Annotated in this window: 13 protein-coding genes; 2 read left to right on the forward strand and 11 right to left on the reverse strand. The window is 36.9% G+C overall.

From position 1 onward, the window contains the following. Positions 1–305: 305 nt before the first annotated feature. Positions 306–1,694 carry an aldehyde dehydrogenase gene (locus AC1RFD_RS13410; RefSeq protein ID WP_054549801.1) on the reverse strand — a complete coding sequence of 463 codons (1,389 nt, stop codon included), beginning with the start codon at positions 1,692–1,694 and terminating at the stop codon, positions 306–308. Between the two features lie 210 nt (positions 1,695–1,904). Between AC1RFD_RS13410 and AC1RFD_RS13415 the strand changes: the two genes are divergently transcribed. Further along, positions 1,905–2,060 (forward strand): hypothetical protein, encoded by a 156-nt coding sequence (locus AC1RFD_RS13415; protein ID WP_004224556.1) that lies wholly within the window; start codon positions 1,905–1,907, stop codon positions 2,058–2,060. A gap of 46 nt (positions 2,061–2,106) precedes the next feature. Here the strand turns inward: AC1RFD_RS13415 and ssuE are convergent, their stop codons facing one another. The 8 genes from ssuE to AC1RFD_RS13455 all read right to left on the reverse strand — a co-directional run bounded on the left by ssuE (position 2,107) and on the right by AC1RFD_RS13455 (position 11,034). Further along, positions 2,107–2,640 carry an NADPH-dependent FMN reductase gene (ssuE, locus tag AC1RFD_RS13420; protein ID WP_048392005.1) on the reverse strand — a complete coding sequence of 178 codons (534 nt, stop codon included), beginning with the start codon at positions 2,638–2,640 and terminating at the stop codon, positions 2,107–2,109. A 162-nt stretch (positions 2,641–2,802) separates the two neighbouring features. Next, the gene (lpdA, locus tag AC1RFD_RS13425) at positions 2,803–4,140 is read right to left on the reverse strand and encodes a dihydrolipoyl dehydrogenase (RefSeq protein ID WP_279494025.1); all 1,338 of its coding nucleotides are present in this window, start codon (positions 4,138–4,140) and stop codon (positions 2,803–2,805) included. Between the two features lie 202 nt (positions 4,141–4,342). Continuing rightward, positions 4,343–6,424, reverse strand: coding sequence for a catalase (locus AC1RFD_RS13430; protein ID WP_492474975.1), 2,082 nt, complete (start codon positions 6,422–6,424; stop codon positions 4,343–4,345). Positions 6,425–6,550: 126 nt separating this feature from the next. Beyond that, positions 6,551–7,126: an RloB family protein gene (locus AC1RFD_RS13435; RefSeq protein ID WP_048392008.1), complete on the reverse strand. Its 576-nt coding sequence runs from the start codon at positions 7,124–7,126 to the stop codon at positions 6,551–6,553. Beyond that, positions 7,123–8,400: an AAA family ATPase gene (locus AC1RFD_RS13440; RefSeq protein ID WP_066036265.1), complete on the reverse strand. Its 1,278-nt coding sequence runs from the start codon at positions 8,398–8,400 to the stop codon at positions 7,123–7,125. The genes AC1RFD_RS13435 and AC1RFD_RS13440 overlap by 4 nt, the downstream gene beginning before the upstream one ends. 94 nt (positions 8,401–8,494) lie before the next feature. Beyond that, positions 8,495–9,436 carry an NAD-dependent epimerase/dehydratase family protein gene (locus AC1RFD_RS13445; RefSeq protein WP_048392010.1) on the reverse strand — a complete coding sequence of 314 codons (942 nt, stop codon included), beginning with the start codon at positions 9,434–9,436 and terminating at the stop codon, positions 8,495–8,497. 186 nt (positions 9,437–9,622) lie between these two features. After that, the gene (locus tag AC1RFD_RS13450) at positions 9,623–10,150 is read right to left on the reverse strand and encodes a YceI family protein (RefSeq protein WP_004224534.1); all 528 of its coding nucleotides are present in this window, start codon (positions 10,148–10,150) and stop codon (positions 9,623–9,625) included. A 311-nt stretch (positions 10,151–10,461) separates the two neighbouring features. Continuing rightward, complete coding sequence (locus tag AC1RFD_RS13455; RefSeq protein ID WP_048392011.1) at positions 10,462–11,034, reverse strand: manganese efflux pump; 573 nt, start codon at positions 11,032–11,034, stop codon at positions 10,462–10,464. 219 nt (positions 11,035–11,253) lie between these two features. On the opposite strand from AC1RFD_RS13455, the gene AC1RFD_RS13460 reads away from it, so the two are divergent. Further along, positions 11,254–12,129, forward strand: a complete 876-nt coding sequence (locus AC1RFD_RS13460) for a glycine betaine ABC transporter substrate-binding protein (protein WP_054549796.1) — start codon at positions 11,254–11,256, stop codon at positions 12,127–12,129. A gap of 556 nt (positions 12,130–12,685) precedes the next feature. Here the strand turns inward: AC1RFD_RS13460 and AC1RFD_RS13465 are convergent. Together AC1RFD_RS13465 and AC1RFD_RS13470 are read right to left on the reverse strand one after the other, a co-directional pair. Next, positions 12,686–13,306: a thermonuclease family protein gene (locus AC1RFD_RS13465; protein ID WP_066036266.1), complete on the reverse strand. Its 621-nt coding sequence runs from the start codon at positions 13,304–13,306 to the stop codon at positions 12,686–12,688. A gap of 133 nt (positions 13,307–13,439) precedes the next feature. After that, positions 13,440–15,179 (reverse strand): ABC transporter ATP-binding protein, encoded by a 1,740-nt coding sequence (locus tag AC1RFD_RS13470; protein ID WP_054549794.1) that lies wholly within the window; start codon positions 15,177–15,179, stop codon positions 13,440–13,442. Positions 15,180–15,232 lie beyond the last annotated feature (53 nt).

Raw genomic sequence — 15,232 nt, forward strand, 5'->3', positions numbered from 1 at the left:
AATCAATCTCTACACTCATGTCATCATTCTTAATAATCGACAAAAAACGACAATATGAAATCCCCCACGTTCTATTGAACTTATTTTACTACTTATTTCATGATAAATAAAATGCCTCTCTAGTGTTTTTTCAACGAAACCGCTTTCATTTGAGGAAAAAATCATGTTTTCTTCAAATTTTCATTTATAATCACCAATCGGCATTTTTCGACATAACGAGAAAAGGTTATTTAGAGAACACTTGTCTATGCATGGTAAGGTTATAGTTACAATGGAGGCATCAAGAAGATACCTCCATTGTTAAACTATTTCATAATTGAGCGCACAATTTTCACTTTCTGTTTATATGGCGGGAACAACACATTTGTCTCCAGCTTGGAAGATTTCTTCAAGATAGATTTCGGGTGAGTAAAGTTTTCAAAGCTCGCTTTGCCATGGTATGCTTTCACACCTGATGGACCTACACCACCAAATGGTAAATGTAAATTTCCAACATGTGTGATGGTGTCGTTAATACATCCCCCACCAAATGGTAATTCTTCTAAAAAGTATTGCATGGCTTTTTCATGTTCTGAGAAGAAGTATGCCGCTAAAGGCTTTGGTAATTGCCGGATTTGATGAATGGCAAGTGGCAAATCATTATACATCATAACAGGTAAGATAGGACCAAATAGTTCTTCCTGCATGGATGGACTTGTCCATTTTACATATTCAACTATTGTAGGTTCAATATATAAATCATCCCGATCTATTCGTCCACCATATGTAATGGCATCACGTTCGTCCACAATTATTTGCTGTAAACGATCAAATTGTTTTAAATTAACGATACGTCCATAATCAGGGCTTTTTAAAGGATTTTTGCCATAAAACGAACGGATTGTTTCTTTTAATATTTTCATAAAACGGTCATAAACGTCTTTGTGTACAAGCAGATAATCAGGGGCCACACATGTCTGTCCAGTATTAGTAAATTTACCCCACACAATCCGCTTTGCTGCTACCTCTAGATTTGCTGTTTGATCGACAATTGCTGGACTTTTGCCACCAAGCTCTAACGCAACTGGTGTCAAACGTTCTGCAGCAGCTTTTGCTACTACTTTACCAACGGCTACACTACCTGTAAAAAAGATATAATCGAAGGAAGCATGAATAAGAGCCGTAACCTCTTCCTTTTCGCCTTCCACGACACGTACATATGAAGACGGGAATGTTTCCTCAATGATTTTTTTCACAATGACTGCTGTGTGTACAGAGGTTTCTGATGGTTTGACGATTGCTGTGTTTCCTCCAACTATGGCGCCAATCAGTGGCTCCATTACAAGTTGGAATGGATAATTAAATGGCCCAATAATTAACGTTACGCCATAGGGCTCACGAACAATAAAGCTCTTGCCCATTTGATATTGTATTGGTGTTTTGACTGCTTCTGGTTCCATCCATTCTTCTACATGTTTTACCATATATGAAATACTATCTAATACAATGCCAATTTCTGTTGCATACGCTTCAAATTCACTTTTACGAAGGTCTAAGTAAAGCGCATTTAATATTTCCTTCTCATATTTCAAAATTGAAGTTTTTAATTTCTTTAATTGCTCTTTTCTAAATTTCACACTTTTTGTAGCACGTGAAAAATAAAATTGACGTTGCTCTGTAATCATATTTTCCACATCTTGTGACGTAAAATTCATCAATAAAGCACCCCTTTTTTTAAAATGGCATACATAGTTTTTTCATTTTGAAACAAACTATCTTTGTCTATACGATACAACATCGAGAGGCAAAAATCCTCTTTCTACATCGAGGGGGTGAAATAGCAATATGTGAAATGAAATGTTTTAGTTTTTTCATCTCGGGAAATATACAACTACATATTAAAACCGAAACGGGGGCGTAGATGAATGACAACAACAACAGGAACATGGTGGGAGTCCATTTTTTCTGGACCATTATCGCATGGAATTTGTGAAGAAAAAATATTGCTATTGCAAGATGAGGCTTTCTTATATCTCTCTACAATACCTGTGGAGAATGAAGAAAATCCAGAAGGAAATTAAAAAATAACGCATTATAGGATGCCCCTATAATGCGTTTTTATTTATTCTAATTAACAATGAATGCTTGCTGCAATTGATTTAATTGTGCTTCAAGTCTACTGATAGCCTCTTCTTCTATCGCAAAGCCGCCCTCTTCCAAACGTATAATTTGTTTATCTACAATGTAAACAGAATTGGTAATGGAAGTGGCTCCTAGTACAGCTAATACTGGCTTTAATGCATATTCCAATGCCAACAAATGACTGATCGAACCTCCTACAGCAATGGGGAGTATAGCCTTATCGAGCAAGGCTTTTTGCGGTAGTAGATCCAAGTAAGTCTTCAAAATACCTGTATAGGATGCTTTATAAATTGGTGTAAGGATGACAATAAAATCTGCTTCCTTAACATGCTCATTTTCAGACTGTATTTGCTTACTAGAAAAATTCGCTGTTAATAAATCTGTAGCTGGGAGCTCATGTATATAATTTGAGTGAACCTCTACTCCTTGTGCAATGAAATGATTCTCCACCTTTTCATGAATGGCGGTAACTCTAGAATTTTTCGAATTACTTCCATTAATAATGACTGCTTTTGTCATCTTGCCCACTCCTTTTAGCAATGTTATAAAAAAGGCCCCTATTCTACAAATCGATGAAACATCGTTTTGTAAAATAGAAGCCTCTAGATGTCTAGTTAACTTAAATTCCTAGTATTCTTATAAAATTAATTTAACATAAATTTCTAGAATGTCAACAGCTTTTTATTGGTGTATTGCTTTCCCAAACACAGCTTTAGCCACATCTCCAATATGCTCCGATACAGTAGGATGTGGAAAAATCATATGTGCAAGTGTTAGAGCTGTACCACCAGCATTTTTTGTTGCTAATAGTGCATTAAGTATTTCTGTTGCACCATCAGCTACTACACAAGCCCCTAAAATTTGCCCATTATCCTTAGATGAAATTAGCTTGACAAAGCCTTCAGTATTCCCCTCCATTAATGCCTTTGGGTTTGTTTGTAGTGGCATTTTGGTTACAATGTACGGTGCCTTGACTTGCTCTTCTAGTAAACCAAATGTAGCAATTTCAGGGTTTGTATAAACACAACGTGGAATGCTTGTTTGATCAATTGGTATTGGTTGATTTCCTACAATATAATCGACAACGTAAATTCCTTCAGCACTGGCAGAATGTGCAAGTTGATAACCACCCACTAAGTCACCTATCGCATAAATATTCGGCAGGCTTGTTTCAAAATGCTCATTAACAGCGATTAATCGACCATCAAAAGCTAATCCTAGTTGCTCAGCAATTTCTATATTGGGACGACGTCCAGTAGCAAATAAAAGGTTTTCATATGTATAAGATCCTTTAGATGTATGAATGATATTACCTTCAAATTTTTCAAATTGAAAATCTGTCACAAGTTCAATACCAAGTTTCTTCATCTTTTCTCGAATCAGCGGTCTTGCATCCGCCTCTTCCGTTTGTAAAATATCCTCGCTATGATTAAGCACTGTTACCTTTGTACCAAGTGGTGCTAAACTAAACGCCATTTCAATGGCAATTACGCCCCCGCCAATGATTGTTAGCTGGGCTGGAAGCTTGTCTATCTCAAAAAATGTGTCCGTCGTATAGTAGGTGGATGTCTCTAACCCTTCGAATCGTGGAACAAAGGGTTTACTACCTGTCGCTAAAATTATATCTGATGCCATTATCGTCTCATTCCCGATAGTTATCGTTAAGTCCTTTACGATTGAAGCTTCACCACGATATAAAGTTATATGATTATCGATAATATATTGCTCAATGTTTGTTAGTAGTTCATGAATAATTGTATCTTTCCGTTGCATTAGTCGAGGAAAATTAATTTCCACTTTAGGCACTTCTATTCCCCAGCTATTCCCTCTTTTTATTTCCTGCACAAGTTTACTATGCTCCAATAAAATCTTTGATGGAATGCAGCCAACATTATAGCAGGCTCCTCCCAATTTATCTCGTTCGATGAGTGCTACTTTTTTGCCATTCTTGGCTGCATGTATGGCAGCCACATAGCCACCTGGTCCCGCTCCAATAATAGCAATATCAAAATTTTCCATAATTTTCACCTCATGTACCACCATATCATTTGCAAATTTTGAATGCAATGACAGACATAGTAAAAGCCTTTCATTACAATGAAAGGCCTTTTGACTTATTTATATACGTTTATGAGCATTCGTTTCTCTTTCGCAGGTATAAGGCTTTCTCTCCGCGGGTATTTGCTTCTCTTTCATGAGTATTCGACGCTCATTGATCTTTTTAATAAATATTTCGTTGCCAAAATCGTTGCTGGGCAATGGCAGCTACAAACTTTTTCGGAAAATCTTTATTACCTGTAGCTAAAACGATTCCTGGCCCTACATTGGCATTCGACATATTGAAGAAGGTTGTGCCAGTTGCAGCAAATCCTATAGGCTTAAAGTGGCGATATGCTTCATTTATATAATTGACGATATAAGTATTGAATTTCGCCTGATTACTTGCCTTTACTCCAACAACATATAATGAGTCAAATAATACAGCATCGGTTGTAATAAATGTGTCAGTAGCCGTTAATTGCACACCATTATTCCCTATTACCACACCTAGTCGATCAGAGATTATGCTATAGCGCACACCTTGTCTTGTTAAATATTTCAATACTTCCCCAACTTCATTTGCATCAAAGCCATCACCAATTAAGACGCCTACTTTCAACGTATAGGGTAATTTAACGGTATTGGCTTGACTCAGTGCAGGTGAAGAGGCCGTTACTTTAGACTGCTCGCCATTAGGTCGATTAACACCAACGTTGTCTGCCACTGTGGTAGCCATTTCTTTATCCACATGAACAAACATATCCACTACTTGCTGTCGAACAGATTTACTTTTCACTTTTCCTACTTCGAAGCTAAAGGCATCGATAATGTGTTGTTTTTCAGGTGGAGACATGCTGTTCCAAAATAGCCTTGCTTGTGAAAAGTGATCGTTAAAGGATTTACTACGCGCTCTCGTGATTCTTCCTTCAACCTTTTCTTCATAATGAACATATCCGCCTTCTCTTGCAGTAGAGGTAGCTGGTGTATTATTTGCTAATGAATTTTTATGATAGCTTACCCTGCCTAAATTAATGGTCTGTCGACTAAAGCCATTACGTTGATTGTTATGCACTGGGCAAATCGGGCGATTAATAGGGATTTCTGCAAAATTTGGTCCACCTAATCGAATCAATTGTGTATCTAAATAGGAAAACAATCGACCTTGTAGTAGAGGATCATTCGTAAAATCTATGCCAGGTACAACATTACCTGGATGAAAGGCAACTTGCTCTGTTTCAGCAAAGACATTATCTACATTGCGATTTAAGGTCATCTTTCCAATTTTCTTCACAGGTACTAATTCCTCTGGCCAAAGCTTTGTCGCATCTAAAATATCAAAATCAAATTTAAATTCATCCTCAGGTTCTAGTATCTGTATGCCTAACTCAAACTCTGGATAATCTCCAATTTCGATGGCTTCCCATAAATCTCTCCGTTGAAAATCTGGATCCTTCCCTGCAATTATTTGTGCTTCATCCCAAACAAGAGAATGCACTCCTAGCACAGGCTTCCAGTGGAATTTCACAAATCTTGATCTTCCCTTGTCATTGACGAAACGGAATGTATGCACACCGAAACCTTCCATCATACGAAAGCTTCGTGGAATGGCACGGTCAGACATTACCCACATTACCATATGTGCAATTTCCTGATTACTGGCTACAAAATCCCAAAAAGTATCGTGTGCAGAGGCTGCTTGTGGCATTTCATTATGAGGCTCAGGCTTTACGGCATGAATTAAATCGGGAAACTTAATGGCATCCTGAATAAAAAATACAGGGATGTTATTACCAACTAAATCATAATTCCCCTCATCCGTATAAAATTTTGTTGCAAACCCACGTACATCACGAGCTGTGTCCATTGAACCTAAGCTCCCTACCACTGTCGAAAATCTGACAAACACAGGTGTCTTCTTTTTCGGATCCTGCAAAAATTTTGCCTTCGTATATTCCGACATGGATTCATATAATTCAAACTCGCCATGTGCTGCAAAACCTCTGGCATGTACAACACGCTCTGGAATGCGTTCATGATCAAAATGGGTAATTTTTTCTCTAAGATGAAAATCCTCCATAATTGTCGGACCACGAACACCTGCCTTTAACGAATCCTCATCATTGGACACCCTTAGTCCCTGATTCGTTGTCATTTTCGTACCCTTATTTTCGACACGAAACGGCTCTAATTGATGATCCTTTGGGTTTCCTTCTCCATTTTTGGATTGATTCGACTTTGAGTTATCCACACAATCCCCTTTCATACATGTACTAATTTCGCTCCATATACACTATATGTTTCGGAAAAAGAAACATACCTTCATTCCGACAAAGCATTATGTAAAGATAAAAAACAGGCTTCTATTTGTTAATAGAAAACCTGCTCAATCTTAAAATATGTATCGTATCATTTCATGTATGTTACAGTATGGGTTGTCACGGCTCTCTGTCTCTCGAAGTGCCATCATATCTGTGCAATTTTTAATCGCTAACTCATGTCGTAATGCAATGGGGGCTATGAGGGATTCATCAGCCTTATGTCGGAAATAACGACTCACACCAAGGTGCTGTTCCATTTTGTCATTAAGGACAGCACGAGGGTACTTTTCTGTACTATCAACTTCCTCAAAATGCAAGAGTAACCACAATTCAAATGCTTCATTTGTATAGGCAATATGAATATTTTTTTCCTCACAAAATTGATTTACTTCCTCTAGTTGCTTTTCGGTTAGATCATCCTTATCAAAAACAATCCAAACTTCATCAAAGTATTGGTAGCTGGAATCTCGATAAGCATGTTGGGCAAGCTTAATCGCTGAACGTTTAACGTTTTTTATCTTGACGCTAACCATCTTAGAGCGCTTTAAAATACGCATTTGTTCAAAATAGATGCGTTCTGTTTCACCTTCACAATAAATTAAAATAGTTTTACGCAGTGTTCGGCTCCCTTGTTGACGTACTCTCACTGCTCAGATACCTCCGCTTCTTCTAAGTATTGTTCAGATAAATACTCATTAATGACAGGCGTTGCACCAAATTCCCCTTTCATATAGCGTTTCGCATAAGAAAGATCTCCACGTTTCCTTTGTAAATCTGCAAAATCAAATAAGGAGTATAGTTCCGATTCATTTTTAAAGCTTTTATTAACAAACCAAATTTGATCGGCGCGTAGTGGCTGATCAAGTAATTCTATTTCATGACTTGTCACGACAAATTGATTACTGCTATTGCGTTTGCTATTCATAATAGCCATTAAAAACTCACAAATCGATACATGGAAGGCTGTGTCGAATTCGTCTATAAAAATGGTTTTTCCTTTATTATAAGCATCCACCATCACACAGGCTAAATGTAGCATTCGCACTGTGCCCTTAGAATCCATTGTCCAATTAATTGTTTTTGTCCCTATCGGTGCACCTGCTTCATCAAATGATAAATAATGTAGATCAATATCTACTTCTTGAATCACCTCAGGCGAATCAAACTCATAGCCAATTGTATTTTTCTCTCTGCGTTCCACACGTCTAGCCGTGACATCTTGAATGGAGAGGTCTGCAATTTTTAGCAGTTTGATCACTTCCTTTTTAAAGGGCTCCTCTTCAAGTTTACGAATAAGAGGATGACTTGATAACCGATTTGCTTCATCTAGGAAAAGAATTTTATGTAAAAACCAATCGAATATCTTTAAAGCGTCTGGATCATTAAAAACATGTAATACGGATAGAAAGGCTGTATTATTACGAGTATATTTTGTCAATTCCTGTGAAGCTGTTTGAAATGTCTCATAAGAATATTCTGTACCATCCCATTGTCTGACAAATAGTTCTTCCTTCAGTGACTTGTTCGTTTTCACAAGACGTTCATAAAGAACTTGAGAAGCATTATACTGTATTTCATAATCATATAAAGCTCCGTCCAAAAAAAGCGATATCATAAACTCTGTTGGTTTGTCTTGCTGACTTCCTAACTTAAACGGTTGATAGGGTAGACGTAACTGCTTTACATTATTTAAGTTTTCAAAATTAAAAAGCAAGGAACGTAATACTTTAATAGCCGTAAACAGATTAGATTTTCCGCTTCCATTTGGACCAAAAATAAATGCGCTTTTTACAAGACGAAGTGTATCAAACTGAATTGTATGGGTATCCTTCCATTTTCGTAGGCGACTTCCAGCTACCATTGAAAACAACGTATCATCTTTATAACTTAAACAATTCTTTACTCTAAAATCTACAAGCATATGTAAACCTCCGTCCACAACCATTTCTTTAATGAATTATTATACTATAGACATAGAAAAAGACATATTACTCAATGTAATATGTCTTTTTACTTTATCCACTTTTTTGTTGAATTTCTGCTAATGATTCATTTTGTAGCGCATGCAATGTACGTTCAATGCCTTCTGCAAAAGATATTTTAGGCTTCCAACCAATTGCATTGGCTAATTTATCATTATTTAAAAATGAATGCTCAATATCTCCTTCTCGTGCTGGGGCATATTGAATTTCAAGTGGATGGTTTAAGTGTTGGAGCAGTAAGATGACCTGGTGAATTGACCAAGCCTCATTAGTGGATACATTATACGTGCCTTGTAAACGTGCAGATACACCTGCGTAAATAGCATCAGCAATATCGTCTACATAAATAAAATCACGTGTTTGTTCACCATCACCATAAATTGTAAATGGTTTACCTGCCATACTGCTTTTTAACATACTTGGAATCACAGCTGCTTCACCTTGCATTTGCTGTCTTGGCCCGAAAACATTGGCAAATCTATAGATAAGAACGGGCAAACGATAATCTTTTTGCCATTTCTCACAGTAGGTTTCGCCAATGCTCTTGTTTAATCCGTACATAGATATTGGTTCACAGACATCTGATTCCTCTAATGGAGGATAGTGACTATCCCCGTAAACAGCTGCTGAGGAGGCAAAGACAAAGTGCTGTACCTTATACTTGGATGATAAAAAAAGCATTTGGCTAAGCCCAACTATATTTGTCAAAATATCCTTTACTGGCTCCTGGATAGATTGCTGCACGCTCGTTTGCGCTGCACAATGGACGACCACATCAAAGTTTATTTCCTTAAAGAGATGCTCGCAAACCTCATCCTCAACATTTAAAAGATAGGATTTATGCTCGAAGTCAACATTCCGTAAATGCCCCGTACTTAAATTATCAATAATATAAACCGTTGCACCTTCTTCAAAAAAGCGCCTACCTACTGCACTGCCAATAAAACCATAGCCACCTGTCACTAATACATTCATCCTATCGCCCCCAAAAACAATATGATGATTTATATGCAGTAATTACTAAAAATATGCAAGAAACTTATTTACTGGAAATTTTTCTCAAATTCTTTTTACTAGATTTCTTCATTCACAAGTATCTATTTTGAGCTATATAAAAAGCATGTTTGAAGATTACTTCAAACATGCCCTAGCTATCTATTTTTAAGCTGGATTAATTTCTAATTCAACCGTTACTTTAATATCTTTCCCAACAAGGACCCCACCAGTTTCTAATGCCGCATTCCAAGTTAGACCAAAGTCTTCACGATTAATTGTTGTTTCAGCTTCAAAGCCGTATACTTCTTGACCCCATGGATTTGTGCCTTTTCCATTAAATTCTGTATCAAATGTTACTGATTTTGTAACGTCTTTGATTGTTAAATCACCAGTTACTGCATATTCATCGCCTGCTTTTTTAGCAATATTTGTAGATTTAAACGTAATCGTTGGATATTTTTCGGCATCAAAGAAATCTGCTGCTTTTAAATGATTATCGCGATCTTCGCTACGTGTATTAATACTTGCTGGATCGATTGTAAAACTAATGTTAGCAGTTGTTAAATCTGCAAGATCTGCTGCCTCAATATCAGCTGAGTAACTGTCAAATACACCCTTAACTTTTGATACCATCATGTGTTTTACTTGAAAGTTAATTGCTGAGTGTCCTAAATCAATGTTCCATTTTGCCATTATAAATTCCTCCAATTGGTTGATTTTATCTCGATTTCGAGATATATTTTAAAATATGAAGCAACTACATCTTTTATGTTACCCAAAATTGGATAGGATAAACATTTGTAGTTACTTATGTGTTTACATCTTAGCTTATGAAAAGTTTTTAATTACTTTCTGTAACCTACTATATATTAATAATTTAGTTACGTCAAGTAATTAAAAATAAATTTTTAAAACATAAAAAAAGTCGAGTCATCGGTACATCCCTCTCTATGTAATAAAAAGAATATCACCAATATTTGGTGATATTTAGCCGCAGCAATATATTATTTTGCAAAAACCTCAAAAATACCAATCATGATAAGTAGCCATCCTGAGATTGCTGTAGAATGCTTGCCAATAAACGTTTTTGCTAGTAAAGAGCCACATCTACTTCCTACTCCAACTGTGATAAAGGAAAATACGCCTATGGAAATGACTGTCCAAAGGGCTGAGATGCCATTTGCGCCTATTGCAATCCCTCCTGCTAAACAGTTTGCTGACAAGACAAAGCCAAGTGCCATTGCTTCTCTTGTTGAGATTACTAGATTTTTATCTTCATCAAATAATTCGGGATTTCCTGCTATCCGCTGATTAGAAAAATTATTGGACATCAAAGTCCATATACCAATCACACACAGTAGTAAACTCCCTAGTAAATTGGCAGTATGCGGTGAAATATACTCAACAACTGTGCTACCAGCTGTTACTGCGACATATGTGACAATCATCGACATAACAGCAATCACAGCATTTGATAAAATTGGAATTTTAACTTGTTTAACTCCATAGGCTAGACCAATCCCCAAGTTATCTAAATTCGCAGCGATTCCTATTAGAATAATTGTAATCCAATGCATACTAAGCCTCCTCAAATCTCCGTCTCCATTTTCACCTATCGTATGACAACAATAAAAAAATTAATGGGCTCAAATAAGTTAGTTGATTATGTTTCATCTTTTTAGCACGGTGTGACTAAACCATCAATTTGACAAAAGTAACAACTTGTTTATAAAATTAAGTTGTTACTTGTTAATATTTTTATTTTTATGTAAGAAATAATAGAAAGGAGATGTAATATGAAACTCATCAAGTTATTGAAAATAGGAATAGCATTTATATGCCTTATTGTGTTAACTGCATGTGGTTCAGAAAATGAGGACACAAAGAATACTGATAAAGGTGAAATTAATTTAGCATATGTTGAATGGGATACTGAAGTTGCATCTACACATGTAGTAGGACAAGTACTAGAAGATTTAGGATATAAGGTAACAGTGACACCTTTAGACAATGGGATCATGTGGGAAGCACTTGCAAACGGAGAGGTCGATGGTATGGTATCTGCTTGGTTGCCACAAACACATGCTCCACAAGTAGAAAAATACAACAATAAGATAGAGAACTTAGGAGAAAACCTAACTGGTGCTAAGATTGGTTTGGTTGTACCAAGTTATATGGATGTCGATTCTATTGAAGATTTAACAAACCAAGCTAATCAAACCATTACAGGCATTGAACCAGGAGCTAATATGATGGCTACGACAGAAAATGCCTATAAGGAATATAAGAATCTGGAAGGTTGGAATGTATTGACCTCGTCTGCTGGTGCAATGACCGCAGCCCTCAGTCAAGCTATCTCTAATAATGAAGAAATCATCATCACAGGCTGGTCACCACACTGGATCTTTAATGCCTATGATTTAAAGTACTTAGATGACCCCAAAGGTTTATATGGAGACGAAGAATATATTGGCACTTTTGCGCGGAATGGTTTAAAAGAGGATGCCCCTGAAGCCTATAGCGTCCTTGACCGTTTCAACTGGAGTGCTGAAGATATAGAAAGTGTAATGTTTGATATAATGGAAGGCATGAGTGCCACAGATGCTGCGAAAAAATGGATTGCCAATAATCAAGATAAAGTAGCCGAATGGACGAAAGATGTACAAGCATAAAAAGAGAACCCATTTACTACTCATTAGTAAATAGATTCAGACTGTAGACGGCTCATTCTATAATAGAATGAGCCGTCTACAATTTTTAACGTTCCCAAAAATGAGGGGGGGTTCAGGAGCGTAATCATGAACTAGCAAACTTCTGGAGAAAAGTAGCTAAAGTTCATCCTCTCTACACTGTATTGTAGAACAAGGAATATTCTTTATATGATAATGATAATCATTATCATATTGATTGTCAACATTAATAAAAATGATTTTTTCATTTATCAGTAGCCGTCTTCCACTGTTAAGTAAACAAAACGTTGCTGGTATCTTGCTTTCCTTTGTGCAATCGCTTTCCGCTACCGTGTGCTGAACCTCTACAGTAGATTTTTACGACCAATATCATGAGTGCATTATATACAGAGAGACGACCCTAGAAAAGGGAATCACCCTCTCATGCCAAAAGCTTTTGCAAAGGGAATTTAAAATAGGAAGCTGCTACCAGTAAGATACTGGAAGCAGCTTCCTAGCTAAAATTAAACTTAAAAGCGTATAGTAATGGATTTATAGATTATTGAACTACTTCAGGGTGAAAACCATCTTTTTGGAAGTAATCCTCATGTGACCAAATATTTAATTTTGCATCCTGAGCTTTTTGTTGAATAGCTCTAAATGCATCTTCAAATGTATTGTTTGGTTTATGAATATAACGTACAACTGCAAGCCCTTCGTTTAATAAAGATTCCTGCAATAAGACATTATCTACAAACACGTAGGCTAGAAGGCGATCATAATTGTCTGTTTCTGGTCCAACATCATAGACCGCTTCAATTTTCTTAGCCTTTTCCAATAAATTGATCGTATACTCTTTTGCTTCTTCCGCATATGGCTGAGCGCCACCTTTATTGTAATTCATTTCAGGAGTATCCACCATTAATAGACGAATTTTTCGTTTCTCACCATTAATTGTCGCCTGAATCGTATCCCCATCATATGCTTTAATATAGTCTATCTCAAAGCGTTTATTACCTGTTTTTCCTTCCACTTGTTCAATGGTAATAGTACCTTGCTGATCTGTAACTGATTTAGTACTTTGATCTTCCGCAGGTGATCTGCCAAATATCATGTACAATGCTACAGCCAAAATAATCGTACCACTTGTTATTAATGTTTTTATATCTTGCATTTTCATGTAGTAGGCCCCTCACAACTAATCATCATTGCTTATACTTACGATTCGTATAAGTTGTGCACCTCATCATCAGAAAGACAACAAGTTTCACGATGTTTCTATTGTAAAATATCAAGCTACTACATTCAAGCTATCATATTGTCACTGCTACCCAGTGATTTGGTAAAACCTCTACTAACTGACTATTTTCTACCTCATAACGTATTTTCACGTCTTCTGCATGATCAGCATCAGTATATTTCTGCTTCTCAATTGCAGGATCTGGAATAGGAATAGAACGTAGTAATGCACGTGTATATGGATGTTGTGGGTTAGCGTATAGCTCTTCACTTTCTGCCAGTTCTACAATCTTTCCACCATACATGACAGCTACACGATCACTGATGTGCTTCACCATGGATAAATCATGGGCAATAAATAAATACGTCAGCCCAAGCTTTTGTTGTAATTCTTTTAATAAATCAACAATCTGCCTTTGAATGGAAACATCCAGTGCCGATAAGGGTTCATCACAAACAATAAAGTTTGGCTCAACCGCTAATGCTCTCGCAATACCAATTCGTTGACGCTGACCTCCCGAAAATTCATGAGGATAACGCATGGCATGCTCTTTTTTCAAACCAACAAGTTCAAGCAATTCCTCTACCCGTTGTCGCCTCTCCACATGTGTCTTCACCAGACCATGAATATCAAGAGCCTCGCCAATAATATCTAAGATTTTTCTGCGAGGATTTAACGATGAATAGGGGTCTTGGAAAATAATTTGCATATGGCGACGCATTGCCTTTAGCTGTTTTTTCGATAGCCTCGTTACAGGTATTCCTTGATATAGAACCTCTCCATTTGTAGGCTGATGAAGTTGAAGAATCGTCCTACCTGTAGTCGATTTACCTGAACCAGATTCACCAACCAAGCCCAATGTTTCACCAGGATATATATAGAACGATAAATCATTCACTGCTTTCAACGTTTGACCACGACCTAATGGAAATTCTTTGGATAGATGGGTCACTTCGATTAACGGTTTATGTCGATCGATACCTGGCTGAATAGTAGCAATCTCTTTTGGCTGCTTTTTCTCATGCAGTTTTGGTAAGGCATTCAATAATTTCTGGGTATACGGATGCTGGGCATTTGCAAAAATTTCTTCTGTTGTGCCCTGTTCAACTATTTCTCCTTCTTTCATCACTATGATGCGATCACACATACCTGCAACAACGCCTAAATCGTGTGTAATTAAAATAATAGACGTTCCCATTTTCTTTTGCATATCGCGCATCAATTTTAGGATTTGAGCTTGAATAGTAACGTCCAGTGCTGTTGTTGGCTCATCTGCAATAAGCAGTGAGGGATTACAAGCAAGCGCCATAGCAATCATTACCCGTTGACGCATACCACCTGAAAATTCATGAGGGTATTGTCGATACCGTTCTTCTGCGTCTCTAATACCAACCAGTTTTAATAATTCTATTGTTTGTTGATAGGCTTCGTTTTTTGACATTGACTGATGCTTGATTAAACTTTCAGCCACTTGATCACCTATTCGAATAGTAGGGTTTGTGGATGTCATCGGATCTTGGAAAATCATACTAATATCTTGTCCACGTATCCCTTCCATTTGTTTTTCACTAAATTCAGTGAGTTCTTGCCCTTTAAACACAATTGAGCCAGATTTCAAAAATGAAGGTGGCGATGGTAATAAACGCATAATGGAGCGAGCCGTTACACTTTTCCCGCTCCCAGACTCTCCCACAATTCCTAGTGTTTCACCTTTATTTAGATGGAAGTTAACGTCCTTAACGGCTTCAAATTCTGTCTCCCCTGTGATAAAGGATACGCGAAGATTATTGATTTCTAAAAGCTTTTCACTCATTCGACCCATCCTTTTTAAAATTTGTGATTGACTTACTTTCAAGTATAATCCAT

This window comes from Lysinibacillus sp. GW823-FHT02G10 (assembly GCF_058797135.1).

Bases quoted from the DNA above. Each gene is read 5' to 3' on its own strand.
- AC1RFD_RS13450 (WP_004224534.1), bottom strand. From the start codon at position 10,150: ATGGCAAAATGGAACATTGATTTAGGACACTCAGCAATTAACTTTCAA.
- AC1RFD_RS13415 (WP_004224556.1), top strand. From the start codon at position 1,905: ATGACAACAACAACAGGAACATGGTGGGAGTCCATTTTTTCTGGACCA.
- AC1RFD_RS13440 (WP_066036265.1), bottom strand. From the start codon at position 8,400: ATGCTTGTAGATTTTAGAGTAAAGAATTGTTTAAGTTATAAAGATGAT.
- AC1RFD_RS13430 (WP_492474975.1), bottom strand. From the start codon at position 6,424: ATGAAAGGGGATTGTGTGGATAACTCAAAGTCGAATCAATCCAAAAAT.
- ssuE (WP_048392005.1), bottom strand. From the start codon at position 2,640: ATGACAAAAGCAGTCATTATTAATGGAAGTAATTCGAAAAATTCTAGA.
- AC1RFD_RS13470 (WP_054549794.1), bottom strand. From the start codon at position 15,179: ATGAGTGAAAAGCTTTTAGAAATCAATAATCTTCGCGTATCCTTTATC.
- AC1RFD_RS13460 (WP_054549796.1), top strand. From the start codon at position 11,254: ATGAAACTCATCAAGTTATTGAAAATAGGAATAGCATTTATATGCCTT.
- AC1RFD_RS13455 (WP_048392011.1), bottom strand. From the start codon at position 11,034: ATGCATTGGATTACAATTATTCTAATAGGAATCGCTGCGAATTTAGAT.
- AC1RFD_RS13410 (WP_054549801.1), bottom strand. From the start codon at position 1,694: ATGAATTTTACGTCACAAGATGTGGAAAATATGATTACAGAGCAACGT.
- AC1RFD_RS13445 (WP_048392010.1), bottom strand. From the start codon at position 9,436: ATGAATGTATTAGTGACAGGTGGCTATGGTTTTATTGGCAGTGCAGTA.
- lpdA (WP_279494025.1), bottom strand. From the start codon at position 4,140: ATGGAAAATTTTGATATTGCTATTATTGGAGCGGGACCAGGTGGCTAT.
- AC1RFD_RS13465 (WP_066036266.1), bottom strand. From the start codon at position 13,306: ATGAAAATGCAAGATATAAAAACATTAATAACAAGTGGTACGATTATT.